This window comes from Maridesulfovibrio ferrireducens (assembly GCF_900101105.1).
Taxonomy (GTDB): domain Bacteria; phylum Desulfobacterota; class Desulfovibrionia; order Desulfovibrionales; family Desulfovibrionaceae; genus Maridesulfovibrio; species Maridesulfovibrio ferrireducens.
Genome location: NZ_FNGA01000001.1, coordinates 971,523 through 988,125 on the forward strand (window position 1 = coordinate 971,523; position 16,603 = coordinate 988,125).

The 16,603-nt window shown below is 42.6% G+C and carries 16 protein-coding genes; 8 read left to right on the forward strand and 8 right to left on the reverse strand.

Annotated features, from left to right (window positions below; translation table 11 throughout):
* Positions 1-314: 314 nt before the first annotated feature.
* From BLT41_RS04375 to BLT41_RS17295, 4 genes are all read left to right on the forward strand, one after another.
* Positions 315-1,100 (forward strand): type III pantothenate kinase, encoded by a 786-nt coding sequence (locus BLT41_RS04375; protein ID WP_092158597.1) that lies wholly within the window; start codon positions 315-317, stop codon positions 1,098-1,100.
* A gap of 90 nt (positions 1,101-1,190) precedes the next feature.
* Positions 1,191-2,483, forward strand: a complete 1,293-nt coding sequence (eno, locus tag BLT41_RS04380) for a phosphopyruvate hydratase (RefSeq protein WP_092158598.1) — start codon at positions 1,191-1,193, stop codon at positions 2,481-2,483.
* 106 nt (positions 2,484-2,589) lie between these two features.
* Entirely contained in the window at positions 2,590-3,447 is an 858-nt protein-coding gene (gene folD / locus BLT41_RS04385) for a bifunctional methylenetetrahydrofolate dehydrogenase/methenyltetrahydrofolate cyclohydrolase FolD (RefSeq protein WP_092158599.1), read from the forward strand.
* A gap of 132 nt (positions 3,448-3,579) precedes the next feature.
* Positions 3,580-3,849, forward strand: coding sequence for a hypothetical protein (locus BLT41_RS17295; protein WP_139167326.1), 270 nt, complete (start codon positions 3,580-3,582; stop codon positions 3,847-3,849).
* A gap of 90 nt (positions 3,850-3,939) precedes the next feature.
* Here BLT41_RS17295 and BLT41_RS04390 read toward each other — a convergent pair whose 3' ends face one another.
* Positions 3,940-5,127 (reverse strand): iron-containing alcohol dehydrogenase, encoded by a 1,188-nt coding sequence (locus tag BLT41_RS04390; RefSeq protein WP_092158601.1) that lies wholly within the window; start codon positions 5,125-5,127, stop codon positions 3,940-3,942.
* Positions 5,128-5,339: 212 nt separating this feature from the next.
* Between BLT41_RS04390 and BLT41_RS04395 the strand changes: the two genes are divergently transcribed.
* The 3 genes from BLT41_RS04395 (at position 5,340) to uvrA (ending at position 10,038) form a co-directional block, all read left to right on the forward strand.
* A complete protein-coding gene (locus BLT41_RS04395) occupies positions 5,340-6,212 on the forward strand; it encodes an AraC family transcriptional regulator (RefSeq protein ID WP_092158603.1) in 873 nt (290 codons plus the stop codon).
* A gap of 100 nt (positions 6,213-6,312) precedes the next feature.
* Positions 6,313-7,122 carry an HD-GYP domain-containing protein gene (locus tag BLT41_RS04400; RefSeq protein ID WP_092158605.1) on the forward strand — a complete coding sequence of 270 codons (810 nt, stop codon included), beginning with the start codon at positions 6,313-6,315 and terminating at the stop codon, positions 7,120-7,122.
* A 168-nt stretch (positions 7,123-7,290) separates the two neighbouring features.
* The gene (uvrA, locus tag BLT41_RS04405; RefSeq protein WP_092158607.1) at positions 7,291-10,038 is read left to right on the forward strand and encodes an excinuclease ABC subunit UvrA; all 2,748 of its coding nucleotides are present in this window, start codon (positions 7,291-7,293) and stop codon (positions 10,036-10,038) included.
* 79 nt (positions 10,039-10,117) lie between these two features.
* On the opposite strand, the gene BLT41_RS04410 is transcribed toward uvrA, so the two are convergent.
* The 7 genes from BLT41_RS04410 to BLT41_RS04440 form a co-directional block, all read right to left on the reverse strand.
* A complete protein-coding gene (locus BLT41_RS04410) occupies positions 10,118-10,429 on the reverse strand; it encodes an Hpt domain-containing protein (RefSeq protein WP_092158618.1) in 312 nt (103 codons plus the stop codon).
* Between the two features lie 69 nt (positions 10,430-10,498).
* Entirely contained in the window at positions 10,499-11,293 is a 795-nt protein-coding gene (gene budA / locus BLT41_RS04415; protein ID WP_092158620.1) for an acetolactate decarboxylase, read from the reverse strand.
* A complete protein-coding gene (locus BLT41_RS04420) occupies positions 11,290-11,835 on the reverse strand; it encodes a chemotaxis protein CheD (RefSeq protein ID WP_092158627.1) in 546 nt (181 codons plus the stop codon). The genes budA and BLT41_RS04420 overlap by 4 nt, the downstream gene beginning before the upstream one ends.
* A gap of 45 nt (positions 11,836-11,880) precedes the next feature.
* Complete coding sequence (locus tag BLT41_RS04425; RefSeq protein WP_092158629.1) at positions 11,881-12,669, reverse strand: DsbA family protein; 789 nt, start codon at positions 12,667-12,669, stop codon at positions 11,881-11,883.
* Positions 12,670-12,684: 15 nt separating this feature from the next.
* The gene (locus tag BLT41_RS04430) at positions 12,685-13,020 is read right to left on the reverse strand and encodes an STAS domain-containing protein (protein WP_092158631.1); all 336 of its coding nucleotides are present in this window, start codon (positions 13,018-13,020) and stop codon (positions 12,685-12,687) included.
* A gap of 276 nt (positions 13,021-13,296) precedes the next feature.
* Positions 13,297-14,175, reverse strand: a complete 879-nt coding sequence (locus BLT41_RS04435; RefSeq protein ID WP_092158633.1) for a hypothetical protein — start codon at positions 14,173-14,175, stop codon at positions 13,297-13,299.
* Positions 14,176-14,457: 282 nt separating this feature from the next.
* Entirely contained in the window at positions 14,458-15,585 is a 1,128-nt protein-coding gene (locus BLT41_RS04440) for an MFS transporter (RefSeq protein WP_092158836.1), read from the reverse strand.
* 169 nt (positions 15,586-15,754) lie between these two features.
* Here BLT41_RS04440 and BLT41_RS04445 point away from each other — a divergent pair, with 169 nt between their 5' ends.
* Positions 15,755-16,468 carry a M48 family metallopeptidase gene (locus BLT41_RS04445; RefSeq protein ID WP_092158635.1) on the forward strand — a complete coding sequence of 238 codons (714 nt, stop codon included), beginning with the start codon at positions 15,755-15,757 and terminating at the stop codon, positions 16,466-16,468.
* Positions 16,469-16,603 lie beyond the last annotated feature (135 nt).

The following is a 16,603-nucleotide window of genomic DNA, read 5'->3' on the forward strand; positions in this document are numbered from 1 at the left end:
CAGTTAAGCGATCTTTCATTGATTACTGTTACGGAATGAAGTAGGCGAAATTCAGTTCTTGTTTATGTATCTGCAAAATCGGCTTTATAAATTGCAGCTATATGTGTTTAGTTTTCTCTGATTGTGATAATAGACCGAGATGAGTTTGGTCGAAATATTGTTTTTTGCTATCGGAAATTTAAGATTGTTGCCTTATTGTTGTAAAAATCTTCTTTGCTTTGGTTGTTATTTTTAATGAAAGGGTTAAAAGTGCTGTGAAAGCATGCAGCATGGACTGTTTGTAATTCGAATTTGTATTTATTCAGGAGATTTTGTTGAGTTCAGAAACTATTTTTCTTTTTGATGTGGGTAATACCAATACTAAAATTGGTTTTTCGACCCGTAATGAGATCGGCCCTTCTTTTGTTTTGCCTACTGATCCCGGCGGCACAGCTGATTCGTGGGGACTTAGACTTCTTGAAATATGCCGCGTAGCCGGATATGTTCCCGAGGATATTGTCGGCGGCGCAGTCTCTTCTGTTGTTCCTCCTATGAATCCCATTTTGAGATCTGCTGTTAAGAGATTTTTTTCATGCGATTTGAATTTTTTTCCTGAAGATATCAAACTGAATATCGACAACAGGTATGAACGCCCGTGGGAAGTAGGCGCGGACAGGCTTGTGACGGCCTTTTCAGGACGTTGTATAAGTGATAGCGAAAATATTATTGTAGTTGATTTCGGAACTGCAACCACATTTGATTGCGTTGTGGGCAATGCATATATGGGTGGTTTAATTTGTCCCGGAGTATTGTCGTCTACCAAGGCGCTTTCTTCCGGCACAGCAAAACTTCCGCATATTACTCTTGAGCTTGAAACAAATGTTATCAGGCCTGGTAAAAGTACCGCTGACAGTCTTAATCAAGGGCTCATTTTCGGATTTGCCGCTATGGTTGAAGGGCTGAGTCAGCGGTTAAGTGATACTTTGGGCGGTGAGGTTGAACTTATTGCCACCGGAGGCTTTGCCTCAAAAATAGCTGAAGTTTGCCGGGCCATTGACCGTGTAGAGCCGACCCTTCTTTTGGACGGGCTTCGCATGGGCTGGTTTGGCATAGAGGAATAAACGGTCGTAAGGTTTTTGTCGGAGCTTGTTACCGACATTTCGGAAGTAAACCGGAAAAGTAATGTTTATCTATTTTCAAGGAGAAATGTCATGAGCACTATCGTAGCTGTCTGGGCTAGAGAAATTCTTGATTCCAGAGGTAACCCCACAATTGAAGTAGAAGTGGTTCTTGAATCCGGCGCCACTGGCCGTGCTGCTGTTCCTTCCGGTGCATCCACCGGTACTCGCGAAGCTCTTGAACTTCGTGATGGGGATGAGGACCGTTACGGCGGAAAAGGCGTGCAGGTTGCTGTTGCCAATGTCCGTGAAGAAATAGCTGAAGCATTGGTTGGACAGGACGCATTGCGTCAGGTTGCAATTGATAACTTCCTGATTGATCTTGATGGAACCGACAACAAAGAAAGACTCGGCGCTAACGCAATGCTGGGTGTTTCCATGGCTGTTGCAAGAGCTGCTGCCAACTTGCTTGGAATTCCTCTTTATCAGTACCTTGGCGGCGTAAATGCAAAATTGCTGCCTGTTCCTTTGATGAATATCATTAATGGTGGTGAGCATGCTCCCAACAATCTCGATATTCAGGAATTCATGATTGTGCCTCTCGGCGCTGAAACTTTCGCGGAAGCTCTCCGCATGGGTTCTGAAACTTTCCACGCTTTGAAAGGTATTCTTGCTGCTGACGGTCATAACACCGCAGTCGGTGATGAAGGCGGATTCGCTCCGAATCTGAATTCTCACGCTGAAGCTTTTGAATACATTATCAAAGCTATCGAGAAAGCTGGATACAGACCCGGTCATGACATTGCTCTCGCAATCGACGCTGCTGCTTCCGAGTTCTACAAAGACGGTAAGTACGTGCTGAAAGGCGAAAACAAAGAGTTCACAGCTGATGAATTGACTGACTTCTATGTTGACCTTTGTGATCGCTTCCCGCTTATTTCCATTGAAGACGGTCTTGCAGAAGGCGACTGGGAAGGCTGGGAACATCACACCGAAGTCCTCGGTGAACGCATTCAGATCGTAGGTGACGATGTATTCGTTACCAACCCTGATATCCTTGCTGAAGGCATCGAACGCGGTGTTTGTAACTCTATTCTGATCAAATTGAACCAGATCGGAACTGTTACTGAAACTCTCGATACCATTGAGCTTGCAAAACAGGCCGGTTACACCACCGTTGTTTCTCATCGTTCAGGTGAAACCAGCGATCACTTCATTGCTGATCTTGCTGTCGGTCTCAATTCTGGTCAGATTAAATCCGGTTCTTTGTGCCGCAGTGACAGGCTTGCAAAGTACAACCAGCTTCTTCGCATTGAAGAAGATCTCGAAGATGAAGGTATCTACTACGGACCTGCTCTTCGCGAAGCATTCTTCCCTGAAGGCTAGAGTCACACTGTTTTATAGATTATTCAAAGGGCCGGAGTGCAATTGCGCTCCGGCCTTTTGTATTATATGGAACCAGTGTCTCGAACACCTCACCACGGAGTACGCTATGATTATTTTAAAAGGAAAAGAAACAGCACTCACTATTCGTGAAGAGCTTAGGGTTGAAATAGATTCATTAAAATCAGAACACGGCAGAGCTCCCGGTCTGGCCGTCATTCTTGTTGGACAAGATCCAGCATCAGAAGTTTATGTTCGCAACAAGAAAATTGCCTGTGAAAAATCAGGGATTATCTCTTATGCACATCACATTGATGGCGGAGTTGCTCAGCAGGAACTGGAAGATCTTATCAAAAAGCTTAATGCGGATGATAAGGTTGACGGCATTCTGCTTCAGCTTCCTCTCCCTAAAGGGCTCGACAGCCAGCGTTGCCTAGAACTCATTGATCCCGGTAAAGATGTTGACGGTTTTCATCCAATGAATGTCGGCAAGCTCATGCTCGGATTGCCCGGTTTTCGTTCATGCACACCAGCTGGAATTATGACCCTGCTCGAACGTTACAACCTGCCTACTTCCGGCAAAAAAGCGGTTGTAGTTGGGCGTTCAAATATTGTGGGTAAGCCACTCGCCATGATGCTGATGCAGTACGGTGATTTCGCAAACGCCACCGTGACAGTATGTCATTCACGCACCGCGAATCTGGCGGAAGAAGTTAAGAGCGCGGATTTCGTATTTGCCGCAATCGGCATCCCTAAATTTATCACCAAAGATATGGTGAAACAAGGCGCGGTCGTTGTTGACGTAGGTATCAACCGCACTGATGACGGTTTGGTAGGTGATTGCGATTACGCAGCACTTGAAGATGTTGCCAGCGCCATGACTCCCGTTCCCGGCGGAGTTGGACCTATGACTATCGCACAGTTGCTTATTAATACTGTTCAGGCTTTTCGGGAGCATAACGCTTAAGTGAGATTGAGCTTTATTTGGAATATAGAATTTGAAATCCCCCTTTCTTGTTGATTCAAGGGAGGGGAATTTTTTTTCAATATTTTTATGTTTGTTGCTGATCTTTTTAAATAAAAATACTAAATAAAAACTATGAAAAAAAATATTACAATAATTGTAGCCTTTTTACTTGGAGTGGGAGTCGCGACCCTTGTTCTCTCTGGTCAAATACAAAATAGATATAAAATGGGACTCAATGCAGGTCATCTCAACGGAGAGTTTGAGGTGATAAATTTTATGAAAAAGAATGTGCAAAATGATTCGTCAAAAGAAATTACAAAATCCGGAAAATATTTGGATTTTAAGGATGGACGAATTTCAATTGTTGAAATTGATGGTGTAGAAACCATTGTGATTGAATAGTTTGTTAAGAAATCCCCTCCTTCGAACCAACGATAGAGGGGATTTCTTATTACAATCAATCTTTTCTTAAAATTAAATTATATCTAAACCCTACGCATCAAAAGCACTCTCAAATATCCCCACAACCTCATCTTTATTCATCTGGTAAGGATCAAGCGTGAACAAAAATCCCATGGCGGTCATTGCGTTATCGGCAAGTGCTCCAGCCTGTGATTTATCCAGTTTGTAATCATTAAGATCCAGTCCGTCACAATTAATGTCTTTGATGAGCTGTTTGAGCGCGGAGATGAATGCCATAGGGCGTTCGCTTTCCGGCAGTTTGCTGACATCAACACCCATTGCTTCGGCAAGAGCCGGGAACCTTTCGGGTACTTTTTTCGCCATGAATGAGAAGTAGGAAACACTCAGCATGATCAGTCCTGCGCCATGCGTAACGGATGGGTCAAACGCGCTTAGTGCGTGTTCCATTGAATGCTGTGATATGCAGCTGGAGGTTGATTCCACCATGCCGGACTGTGTGCTGGCCCATGCTAGGGCGGTGCGGGCTTCCATGTTTGAACCGTCTTTTACTGCTGTCGGCAGATGTTTTGTTATCAGTTTGACGGAATCCAGCGCGAACAGATCGCTTGCCGGTTGGTGAACGTTTGCAAGGTATCCTTCTGCTGCGTGGAAAAAGGCATCCATGCCCTGATATGCTGTCAGGTGCGCGGGGACACTCAGCATCATTTCAGGGTCAACAATAGCAATTACGGGGAAAGTTCCCGCAACGCCGAAGCCTATTTTTTCCTTGGTTTCCAAGTTGGTGATAACGGTCCACGGGTCAGCTTCTGTGCCTGTTCCGGCGGTTGTCGGAATGGCGATGAGGGGTAATACTTTTTCAGTGACGGGTTTTCCTTTGCCTGTTCCGCCGCCAATGTAATCCCAATATGTTCCGGGATTATGTACCATCACCGCGATGCTTTTAGCTGAATCAATTGAACTGCCGCCCCCGAGGCCGACGATGAAATCACAGCCGTTTTCACGGGCCATCTGAGCGCCTTCCATGACGTGATCAACAATAGGGTTAGCGAGGATTTTGCTGAAAATTACAGTTTCAACTTTCTGTGCTTTAAGAGCCTTAACAACCGTATCAAGGTATCCGAAACGAGTCATTGACGTGCCGGAGCTTATTACTATGAGAGCCTTGGTTCCGGGCAGAGCTACTGTTGCCAGCTCTTTTATGCGTCCGGCTCCGAAAATAATATTAGTGGGTATGAAATAGTTGAATGAAGTATTCATTTAAATCTCCTTTATGAGTTTTGAATTAAATACACTATGACGACAATCGCATGGAATAAGAAGACCTGATTGTGCGGCAGGTGTGCCTAATTGTGCGATATTGCCAGTGCGGCTGTGGTTACCTGAAAGTTTGTAATACGTGCTTTGTTAGAGGTTGAAGTCTTTTGCTATTTATTCGGCCTCGCATTATACATGCTTTAAAGGATAAAGATATGATCAACGAACTTATTAATATATTGAATGAAATGACTCCTTCGGAGGGTTGTACAAATACTTTTCTGGAGAAGGTTACCATTTTTCGCTTAAATACGCATAGTGAAAAAAAACCTTTGATTTATGATCAGTGTATTTGCTTTATGGTTCAGGGTAAAAAAGTTGGACACCTCAGTGACAAAACAATCTCGTATGATTCAAATCATTTTCTGGTTGTTCCTGTAATTGTTCCTTTTGAATGTGAAGTTTTTGCTTCTGCCGATAAGCCCGTTCTCGGAATCACGATATCAATTGATTATGCAATGGTTCAGGAAATTGTTGATTCCGGTGTTGGCGGGCGTGATGATTTGGAAGAGTCCGATTTAAAACCGGGGACTTATTTAGAGTCATTAAATGATGAAATGATTGAAACGTTGATTCGATTGTTAAAGAATCTTAAAAATCAGGAAGAAGCACAAATTTTAGGGCCGCAAACCTTGCGTGAGATTTTTTATCGCACGCTGCTTGGAGAGCATGGATATATTCTTGCTTCTGCGGCCCGCGGTGAAAGTTCATATGCCAAGGTTGCTAATTCTTTACGGGCTATTCATAATGATTATTCCGCATCGCTTGATGTTCCACAGCTTGCTGGCAAGGCTAATATGAGTGTGCGTACATTTTATGACCATTTTAAAGCTGTTACCTCGTACACGCCTGTACAATATTTAAAAAGAATTAGACTTGAGAAAGCCCGGCAGTTTATTGTCAGCCAGAGATTACAGGCTAGCGAAACCGCTCGTATGGTCGGGTATGAGAGTGCTTCTCAGTTTAGCCGGGAATTTAAAAGGCATTTTGGATATTCGCCTACGGAGGCTCCGGATCATGCCGTTTAGTTGTCGAGTTTTGTGTTTTATTTTGTGACAGTAAAAATTTAGTTCAATTACTTATAAGAGATAGTAAATATATTATGAACTTTAACGGTGGTAATCCTATATGGAAGGTTTAACTCATCTTCTGGCTTGTATTCAGGATATTTCGGGCGGAAGTTATTCAAATGATATTATGGAACTTACTACCGATAAGTATAGTCCGTATGTTCGTGAAGTAGCTGAATCTGTCGGTATGATGATGGTTAAAATTGAGGCCCGTGAATTTGCTCTTGAGCAGGCCAATGAAGATCTTAAGCAGAATATTGTGGATACCGTTAAAGCCGCTGCGCGTGGACTGAGCCTGCGGGATAAATATACCCGTGGTCACGGCGAGCGGGTAGGGCAGTATGCTAAGAGGCTGGCTCTTCGAGCCGGATTTTGTGAGGACGATGTCTGGACTCTGAGGCTTGCGGGAATTCTTCATGACATAGGTAAAATCGGGTTCAGCGACAGGTTGTTTTTCAATGAAGATATTCACGTTGATGATGACATGCTCGCTGAAATAAGGCGGCACCCCGAAGCCGGGTTTAGTATGTTGAAAGGGCTAAAATTTCTCGGACCTGCAGTTGAATTTGTGCGCGGTCATCATGAAAGACTGGACGGGACAGGGTATCCGAACGGACTGCAAGGTGATGAAATCTCTAAGGGGGCGCGTATTTTGAGTATTGCGGATGTATTTGATGCCATTACTACGAGTCGCACTTATCAGGATGCAATGGGACTTGATAAGGCTTTCCCCATTCTTAGAAAGTTAGCAGGCCCTTCTCTCGACCCTGAACTGGTTGAAATTTTTATCAAAGAGATACAAGAGGGTGGCCTTGAAGTGGTGGAAGATGATTATTCTGACTGTTTAGATGATATAGAAATTAACTAAAATACTGATTGTTTTCATGTAGTAAAAAGATATTTAAGAATGATTCCTAATTAGCTTGCCTTTGATATGAAAATGCTTATTATTTCCACTCGCCGTTTTAGTCTTTAAATATCCTTGAAAAATTGAAAGTTTGTTCCGGATCAAAATAATTCGGACAGTGAGAAATATATGCAGAACAAATCAATTCATATTGAAGGTGCGAAGCATCACAATCTTAAAGATTTGAGTTTAGATATTCCGCGTGATCAGTTGGTAGTTGTTTGCGGGCCTTCGGGATCAGGTAAATCTACTCTCTCATTTGATATTGTTTATGCTGAGGGACAGCGTCGATACGTTGAGTCGCTTTCAGCATATGCTCGGCAGTTTCTGCCTCAGCTTGATAAGCCGAAAGTTGATAAGATTGAAGGTCTGTCTCCAGCCATTTCACTTGAGCAGCAATCTACTTCCCGCAACCCGCGTTCAACTGTCGGAACCGTGACAGAAATTTATGATTTTTTGCGCGTTTTTTATGCACGGCTAGGCAAATATCATTGTCCTCAGTGCGGTAAAGCTATTGAAGCTCAGACTTCTGATGAAATTCTGGATCGCATGATGTCTCTTGAAGCCGGCACAAAATTTATGCTCCTCGCTCCACTTGTTGATCATCAAAAAGGTACTCATAAAGATCTTTTTATTAAACTTAAGCGAGAAGGATTTGTTCGCGTAAGGGTGAATGGAGAAATTTCTTCGATCGATGAAGTTCCTGAGCTTGAAAAGAACCGTAAGCATAGCATTGAGCTTGTGGTAGATCGTCTGGTCATAAAAAATGATATTAAGAAAAGGCTGGGCGATTCACTGGAGCTTGCACTGCGCTATGGCGATGAATCAGTCATAGTTTCAATTGTCGGCGGTGAGGATATTTATCTTTCAACCATGTCGACCTGCACCTCCTGTAAGATCAGTATGCCGCGCCTGTCTCCGCAACTTTTTTCTTTCAACAGCCCTCAGGGCGCTTGTCAGACTTGTTCAGGAATCGGCAGTGTTGAGTATTATGAACCGGATTTACTTGCTCCGAATAAAGGTCTTTCTCTGAAATCAGGCGCGGTTATTCCTTGGAAATCGCCGCAAATGTTTGGGCGTTATGAGGCTGAATTTCGTGCTCTCGGCAAAAAATATGATTTTAAGATTGATACTCCGCTGAATGAATTTTCCAAAGAAGCTATGAATGCGTTGTTCTACGGGGACAAGAAGCTTGATTGGGAAGGGATAATTAATCAGCTTGATGCCGGGCGTGATCTGGGACGCATCTGGCGTGATGAGTTGGCTCGTTTTCGACAGAATATGCCTTGTCCCGCATGTAAAGGAGCCCGTCTGCGCCCCGAATCGCTTGCTGTACGTGTTGAAGGTGAAAGTGTTTTTGATTTCTGTTCCATGTCTATCAAGCGGGCGCTTAACTGGTTGGAAGGGCTGGAATTTAAAGGTCATGATTCGCTTATCGCCGAGCCTTTGCTTAAAGAATTGATTCACCGCATCGGCTTTATGGTTAATGTCGGGCTGGATTATTTAAATCTAGGCCGTAACATGGCGACTCTTTCGGGCGGAGAAGCTCAGCGTATTCGCCTGGCAGGACAGCTCGGTTCAGGACTTGTCGGCGTAACGTATGTGCTTGATGAGCCTTCTATCGGGTTGCATCCTCATGACAATGAACGGCTTCTCAAAACGCTGCGTTCATTGCAGGCTCGCGGGAATACCGTGCTGGTGGTTGAGCATGATGAATCTACTATCAGGAGTGCCGATCACGTTATTGAGCTTGGTCCCGGTTCAGGCATGCTTGGCGGTGAGATTGTTTTTCAGGGCAGCGTTGACGATTTGCTCGGTAAATCGCAATCACTTACTGCAAAATATTTACGCGGAGAACTTTCCCTTGATAAGCCTGAGGAGAGACGCATACCTTCCGAATGGATAAGGATGCGCGGAGTTACAACAAATAATCTTAAAAATCTGGATGTGGACATTCCGCTGGGTATATTGTGCTGTTTCACCGGTGTTTCCGGCTCAGGAAAAAGCTCGCTTGTGGTGGATTCCATGTACAAGCATCTGGCATTGTCGCGCGGGATAAAGGTTGATCAGCCGGGGCAGATTACCGGTATTGAAGGCATTGATAAGATTGAAAAAGTAATTTCAATTGACCAGTCTCCCATCGGAAGAACTCCGAGGTCTAATCCTGCGACCTATACTAAAATATTTGACGAGATCAGAAATATATTTGCGGCGACAAAAGAATCTAAAAAACGCGGATATAAGCCGGGTAGATTCAGTTTTAACGTGCGTGGCGGACGCTGCGAAGCCTGTCGCGGTGATGGTCAGATAAGGGTTGAAATGCATTTTCTACCGGATGTGTACGTGACCTGTGATGTCTGCAAAGGTAAGCGTTACAATAGCCAGACGCTCGAAGTGGACTACAAGGGGCGCAATATCGCTGAAGTCCTTGATATGACCGTCCGGCAGGCGAAAGTTTTCTTTGAAAATCATCCTACTTTGAAGCGTAGACTTGAAGTTTTAGAGCAGGTCGGGCTTGAGTATTTACAGCTCGGTCAGCCGGGAACAACTCTTTCGGGCGGAGAAGCTCAGCGCATTAAAATATCGCGCGAGCTGGGCAAAAGACGTTTGCCCGGTACTCTTTATATTCTTGATGAGCCGACCACGGGATTGCATATGCACGAAGTCGGTAAGTTGATCAAAGTTTTGCAGCAGTTGGTAGAAAAAGGGGCAACGGTTATTGTTATTGAACACAATACCGATGTAATCCGCGCTGCTGATTATGTTTTTGATCTAGGGCCGGGCGGAGGCGAGTCCGGTGGACAGATTGTCGCAAAAGGCACACCGGAAGAGATAATGGAAAATCCCGAGTCGGTTACAGGGCAGTTTTTATTATAGCTTGCGATTGCGGTAAATTAAGCGGTTCAAACAAAAGCTCCGTATAAACTTTCGAGTGAGTTTATATGGAGCTTAACAATCAGTCCATCGGAACATATTCAATCACTATGTTTTCAAGGTAGCTGCGGACCTTGGCAGTGCACTCAGGAACTTCAGCCATGATTTTATCGCAAGCTTTATTTTCAATAAGACTGCCAAGTCTTGTTAGCTCTTCAAAGCCGTAAGATGATCCTGTTCCTTTCAGCTTGTGTCCCAGCATTCTGATTTGGTCGAAGTTCTCAGCTTTTATAGCCTCTTCGAGTTCACCCAATTCTTTATGTCTGATTTCAAGATACCGGGGCATGATTTCTTCGAGATCTTCATCCACTTTTATGATTAATTTGTTGCTCATGGTATTCCTCCAGAATAAAAAAGGAAAGTCGCACTTCTATGAATAGAAGGCATACTTGAACTTCTATTATTAATCCTTAATGGAATCTTTTTCTACTTTTTTTAATTCTTTTTCTTTGTCGTTACTGAGATCAGAGTCTAGAAAACTCTTGGTTTTGGGTAGCTGTAAGAAGAAGCTACTGTAAGATCCGACCTTTGCGACAAGATTTTTGAATTGGCAGCCTAAAACATGTCCGCCGGCAGTGCGGTCTTTGGTAATGAAGTGCCAGTGGAATCCCGGAACTCCTATTCCCTTTACATAGGAAGGGCTTTTGATGCCGATAAGCGACCCTTCTATTTCAGTAAATTTGAAGATGCTTTGATTTTTTACCACTTCAACGAGGGGTGGGTAAGGTTTCTTTTGTTCGGGAACACTTCGTGTCCGCATCATGCTGAATCTGCCGTCTATGCGGATGGCAAAGAAGATGTTTGTAGATGGAAGGGCATTGGTTATTTTCTGGTTTAATTCTTCAAGTGATGAAGTTGAGTCTATTTTCAGTATGGAATCTGTTTTGAAGATGAGGGCATCAGCAAAAGGGACTCGGGTAAGATTATCAACTGCGGCAGCTTTTCCGTTATATCCTACTCTGTAAACTTCACCGTCGATAAAAACCATTTCACCGTTTAGGCCGTTAAAGGTGCCTATTCCGAAGTCTCCGTGTGTCTTTAGTTCGGAAACGGTCAAATCTCCATCATAGTTGCCAAGCAACAAAGAGTCGATAGTTGAATATTGGTAGATTGTTTCGTCTGCATTGGCCGGACTGAAAGATCCAATAAGAATCAGGAGAAAAAAGGCTATAGGGAAAATTTTTTTAAATAATTTCATTTTTTATTCGTGAGGTGACAGGTTGTTTTCAATAGGGTTTGTTTATCAAGTCTTTTAAGCCAGATGTCTCCGCTGTGTGTGGCGAATAAAATCTTTCTTCCTACATTCCCCCCCGTATCCATTGCTTTAGGGTGAAGTCCTATCGCCGATAAGGAATCTAGAGCCATTTGGATATTTCGCCCTCCTACGGCAAAGGAGTTCGGAGCTCTGACTTTTGACAAGGTTAGCCCGCTGGCTCCTCCAAATATTTTGACCTCAAGTTCATTTTTTCTGGTTCCGATGCGGAGCATGCATGCTAGCAAATGGTCAATGGCTGTGTCTACATATCTACAAATTTGGATTGATATTTGTTTATCCGGGTTAATTTCTTTTCTTGAGGGAAGAAATGCGTGGCAGATTGCGCCCTGTTTCATTCGTGGGGAAAACATTGAAATGGCTACACAGGAACCGAGCACTGTTGAAACAATCGTAGGGTTTACTCCGATGAACGCATCTCCGGTGTGGAGAAAGACATGAGGTATGTCGGAGTTCTTCAAAGACATTTATTGATCCTTTTATGCAGAAGATTGGAAAATTATACGGGAAGTTTATTTTGACATATGATCGCGGATTAGTTGGATCACTTCTTTAAATTCTTCAAGTGGAGCCGCTCCAGTTACCGTTACGCCGTTAATAACGAAAACAGGTGAAGCCGTAAATCCAAATTTTTTAGCTTCGTTGAGATCACGGTCAACAATGTTGATAAGTTGAACTGACTTGATGTCGCGATGCAGACGAGGCAGATTACCTCCGGCTTTTAACACAAGTGTGTCGAGTTCTTTCAGCCCGCCTTTATTAATTTTAGACCGATTTGCAAAAAGCAGACTGTTAAATATGATTGCTTTCTGGTGGTCCTGCAGGGCTAAAGCTTCATAATACAGTGCCGCAGGGCGGGACATTTTGTGAAAGCCTTGAGGGTTATGGCGGTAGCGGTAATTAATGTTTCGATCGTTTTTTAAAAGTTCCTTTATTGTTTTGTTTGCTTTTGAACAGCTTGCTGATTGAAAATCAGAGTAAGCAAAGATTGAAATATTCCCATCTGGATTTCCCCATAGCGGGCGATTAGGCATTGGAAGCGGAATATTCGGATTATCCAGTTGTTTTTTCTGTCTGTTCCGTATCTTAGCTTTGTTTTTCTTTTCAAGCCCGACTTGCATGAGGTCGTACAGTTCTTCTTCATGTCCTTTGAAAGCTTCTAAAATTAGTTCAGGGTTGCTCTGTAATACTGTCTTTATTTCTTTTTGGAGCGAAGTCTCAAGGGGGGATTTGGCCTCCGCAAATGAAGAAGGGAGCAAGAGTGTTGCAATTGATAAAATTGAAAGAAGAAAGCGTCTCATTTGGGCTCCTTCTAACTAAGACAGTTCTTTTGCGGCGAGCAGGGCAGATCCATAGATATTAAACATGGAGCCAAATCCTGAAATTTCAAAAACTTCGCTGATCATTCCGGTAATGTTAGCAAAAGCAATTGCTCCGTCTTCAGCTTTCAATCTTTTTGCTGTCGAAAGAATAGCCCTTAAGCCTGCGCTGGAGATGTAATCAAGGTCACCGAGATCGAAAACAATTCTGATTTCACCTTCTCTAATGAATTTGCATATTGCATCTTCAAAATTAGGAGAAGTCAGCGCGTCGAGTCTTCCTTTCATACCGACAATAAGAGCATTTTCAACTTTTTTACTACTTAGTTCCATCGTGGATCCTTATAAACCTTATGTACTATCTTTAGATTGCATATTAGATATTTAAAAAATTAATTTCGTTGATTTATATCTTTTTGTAAAGGGCTGCTCCGATGAATTTTAAATAACATTTGCTTAAGGTGTATTCATCGGGAACATATAAATATTGTGGAGGGTAAAAAGCTGATCTGTTTATGACTTTCGTGGTTTAGCTAGTTCGGTGGGCTTAATCTTACAGCATGATGGTGATAAATTGAAATGGTCAATTTCTTTTAGGCCATGCATATATCAGAACTTGTATCCGAAGGTTAAACTTCCGCCGATGGCGGCATCTTGTTTGCTGGCTCCACCAAATTTATTTCCGTGTTCGTCGTAAGTTTTCATTTCTCTTGCGAAGTAATATTCAGGGCCGACCGAAAGTGAAAATCCTTTGAAGGGTTTCCAGTCAAAATATGCTCCGGTCATCATGCTGCTCGTTGTAATATAGCCCTTAGATGCAACTGTGCTGCTATTTTTTAATCGATATGTTTTCCCGTCTAGGCCGAATTTAAAGCGAATTTTTTCCGTGTTAGAAAAAGCATATCCGGCTTCACTGAGTGCTCCTAATGTCATGAAAATACCGGAGCCGTCTTCTTTGTAGTTTTCGTACATGATGCTTACAAAAGGCATTGCAGAAGTTCGTACACTATTTGTAAAGACTCTGGCTCCAATAAGGGCCTTCCAATTATCATTAAAAATATAACCTATATTTCCGCGAACGGCTGCACCGAAAGAATTACTCATTTCTTCTTCAAAGGCAGAGGTTCCTGTTATGCCTGCTCCATAAAACCAGTTTTTATTAATTTTCCCAAAGTGTGAGTAGCCAATTGCAATTCTGTGCAATGTGTTCCACGGGTCATCTACTCCATTTCCGAAGTTCAGCTTGTCGACATTATCCCATGAATAGTTTTTGCCTTCATAACTGAATGAGAATCCGGTAGCTTTGATGTCAATTTTGCCTCCGGCAACAGTTACTGCCGCTTTAGAGTCTTTAAAGTCAGATCCGCTGATAAAAGATCCGGAAGCTTTAATCGAGATGGGGATAGAACGCTTATTGTCTTCTGCTCCGGCGTTTGCCGTAACGCAAAGCGTTAGAAGTATTAGCATTAATATTTTAAATCTACTCATGGTTTAAAAAAATCCTCCGAGTTCGGATTACATTTTGTTTTTGCTATGAGGTTTAAAATTAAAGTTATGTCTTTGAAAAAGATGTAATTTGCATGTAAAATATAGAAACAGTATAATTAAAATCAGCTATATTCAAGTTAAGAAGTATAAATGTAGAGAAGTTCTAGATGGAAGAATGTCCCTTTGCTGTTAAATTAATCAATACAGTGGTATATAATATAATTTTTTGAATGAGGGATCACACTGTTTTTCACTTTTATAGAGGTGGAATTTAATTTTTTATTACAAATTCATTTTCATTTTTAATTCATGATCAATAAATTGCACAAGAATTAGTGAAACAGCAGATAATGCTGCGGCGCCGAGAAAGACTATGCGGTAGTCCTGCATCCACGCAATGCCTGCCAGAACGGGAATCGCTACTGCTGCAATGTGATTGATGGTAAAGCCTACAGCCATGCTTGGCGCAATGTCTTTTTTATCCGCTATTTTCTGGAAGAAAGTGCGGATACCCATGGCAAAGTTGAAAAATATGTTGTCTAGAATATAAAGTATTCCACCGATCAGAGGGCTTTCGATGAATGCATAGGCAGTAAATATCAAAACTAAACTTGCGTACTCAAGACTCAGTACTTTTCTTTCGCCGTATTTATTGACAGCCTTGGCAATCAAGGGATTTAAAAAGTAGTTAATAACATTATTTACTACAAATAAAATGGTGATATCCTGAATGGAGTAACCAAATTTTTTGACCAGTAGAAAAACTGCAAACGCAACAAATATCTGTCTCCGCGCACCGGCCATGAAGGTGAGTGCGTAGAAAAGCCAGTATCTTGACTTCAGGATCATTTTTTTATGCTGAAGAGGTATTTCTTTAGATGAAGGATCTTGAAAAGAGCAGTATATGCCTCCAAGAATAGCACATGCGCCAGCAGCTATGAACATTTCTTTGTAGTCAAAAAGGCCTGAAACGGCGAAGATAGCCACTCCTACGCAAATGTTTGTAGCTGCTCCGAGACTTCTAAGTCTGGCCATTACAATTGGCGCTTCTGAGTATCCGAAATATTGTAGGGTTAAAGATTGATTAAGGGTTTCATAATAATGAAACCCGAAGGACATGATTATAGTAGTGAAAGCAATGCCCATGAAAGAAGGCATGAACCCTGTTATTGCAACACCTACGCCCATGAGAATGACAGAAAGAGCCGCAAGCCTATGCTCTTTAATGAGAAAGAGAAAATAGATTACAAATAAAGCCAGAAAGCCCGGAATCTCGCGGATTGAGCCTATCAGGCCGAATTCTCCGCCGTTTAGGCCGGCAACATCTATGGCGAAGTTGTTTAAAAGTGTTCTCCATCCCTGAAATCCTATTGCTGTTGCTATAGTCAGAATGAGAAGAAAAATATACATTTTGCGAGAATTCAGCGCAGATTTGGTCACAGGGAAGTCCTTGGGGGATGGAATGTTGGAAAGAATTTTGTCTCAAAATCAGAGTGCGAATGCTAGTCCTGAAGTTTTTGCAATACAAGCAAAAACTTAGCTTTCCAGAATTGAAAAAAATATTGTTACGGAGTTTCTTATGGCTGATTTTCCGCCACCATATTCAATAAGGGTGAGTGCGCGGGCAAAAAATGTGATAATCAAGCTGATCCCTGATAAAGGATTGGAAGTCGTTTTGCCTAAAGGTGTACGGAAGGTTGAAGTTCCGCGATTTCTTGAGAACAAGCGGGAATGGATTTTATCCGCAATTAAACATCTGGAGCAGAAAGGATTTTCACTTTCTCCGCCGGAGTTGGTGTTGCCTGAAAGTCTATTTTTAGTTGCGACTGAAACCGAAATATATATTCATAGAGTGCGGACCAGAAAGCCCGGTTTGCGAGTCCGCAAAAATGTGGACAAATTGATGTTGAGCGGTGCGGCTTGGACTGAGCAGGAAGATATTGGTGCTCTGACAGAGTTCGTCCGTACACAGGCTCGCTCTTTTTTGCTCGCGGAACTTACAAAAATTTCAAAAGAAATAGATATGCCTTTTAAAAAACTGTTCATCCGTTCTCAGCGTAAACGCTGGGGGAGCTGTTCTTCAAAGGGGAATATCAATCTTAATATGAAACTCATGTTCCTGCCGTACAGGCTGGTTCGCTATGTCTTGATTCATGAGCTTTGCCACACCGTTCATCTTAATCACTCTGCTAGATATTGGCAGCTTGTGCAGCAGGTAGAGCCTGAGTTTCAATCGCTTGAGAAAGAACTTAGTGAGGCTAGTCCGCTTGTTCCTGATTGGATTAATTTTTAGATACAAACAAGTTATGAACAAAAAGGCTATTTAGTTTTCCACAAGTGTGCAGAACATGACCATCTAATTAGAATTACAGGTTTAGTTCTGAACATGGGGCGTTCATATTTTGTAGAAAGGTCTTAAGTCGGTTCG

Coding starts and splice junctions, on each gene's coding strand:
- BLT41_RS04445 (WP_092158635.1), top strand. CDS start 15,755: ATGGCTGATTTTCCGCCACCATATTCAATAAGGGTGAGTGCGCGGGCA.
- BLT41_RS17295 (WP_139167326.1), top strand. CDS start 3,580: ATGAAAAAAAATATTACAATAATTGTAGCCTTTTTACTTGGAGTGGGA.
- uvrA (WP_092158607.1), top strand. CDS start 7,291: ATGCAGAACAAATCAATTCATATTGAAGGTGCGAAGCATCACAATCTT.
- eno (WP_092158598.1), top strand. CDS start 1,191: ATGAGCACTATCGTAGCTGTCTGGGCTAGAGAAATTCTTGATTCCAGA.
- BLT41_RS04390 (WP_092158601.1), bottom strand. CDS start 5,127: ATGAATACTTCATTCAACTATTTCATACCCACTAATATTATTTTCGGA.
- BLT41_RS04395 (WP_092158603.1), top strand. CDS start 5,340: ATGATCAACGAACTTATTAATATATTGAATGAAATGACTCCTTCGGAG.
- BLT41_RS04435 (WP_092158633.1), bottom strand. CDS start 14,175: ATGAGTAGATTTAAAATATTAATGCTAATACTTCTAACGCTTTGCGTT.
- BLT41_RS04425 (WP_092158629.1), bottom strand. CDS start 12,669: ATGAGACGCTTTCTTCTTTCAATTTTATCAATTGCAACACTCTTGCTC.
- BLT41_RS04440 (WP_092158836.1), bottom strand. CDS start 15,585: ATGTATATTTTTCTTCTCATTCTGACTATAGCAACAGCAATAGGATTT.
- BLT41_RS04400 (WP_092158605.1), top strand. CDS start 6,313: ATGGAAGGTTTAACTCATCTTCTGGCTTGTATTCAGGATATTTCGGGC.
- budA (WP_092158620.1), bottom strand. CDS start 11,293: ATGAAATTATTTAAAAAAATTTTCCCTATAGCCTTTTTTCTCCTGATT.
- BLT41_RS04410 (WP_092158618.1), bottom strand. CDS start 10,429: ATGAGCAACAAATTAATCATAAAAGTGGATGAAGATCTCGAAGAAATC.
- folD (WP_092158599.1), top strand. CDS start 2,590: ATGATTATTTTAAAAGGAAAAGAAACAGCACTCACTATTCGTGAAGAG.
- BLT41_RS04420 (WP_092158627.1), bottom strand. CDS start 11,835: ATGTCTTTGAAGAACTCCGACATACCTCATGTCTTTCTCCACACCGGA.
- BLT41_RS04430 (WP_092158631.1), bottom strand. CDS start 13,020: ATGGAACTAAGTAGTAAAAAAGTTGAAAATGCTCTTATTGTCGGTATG.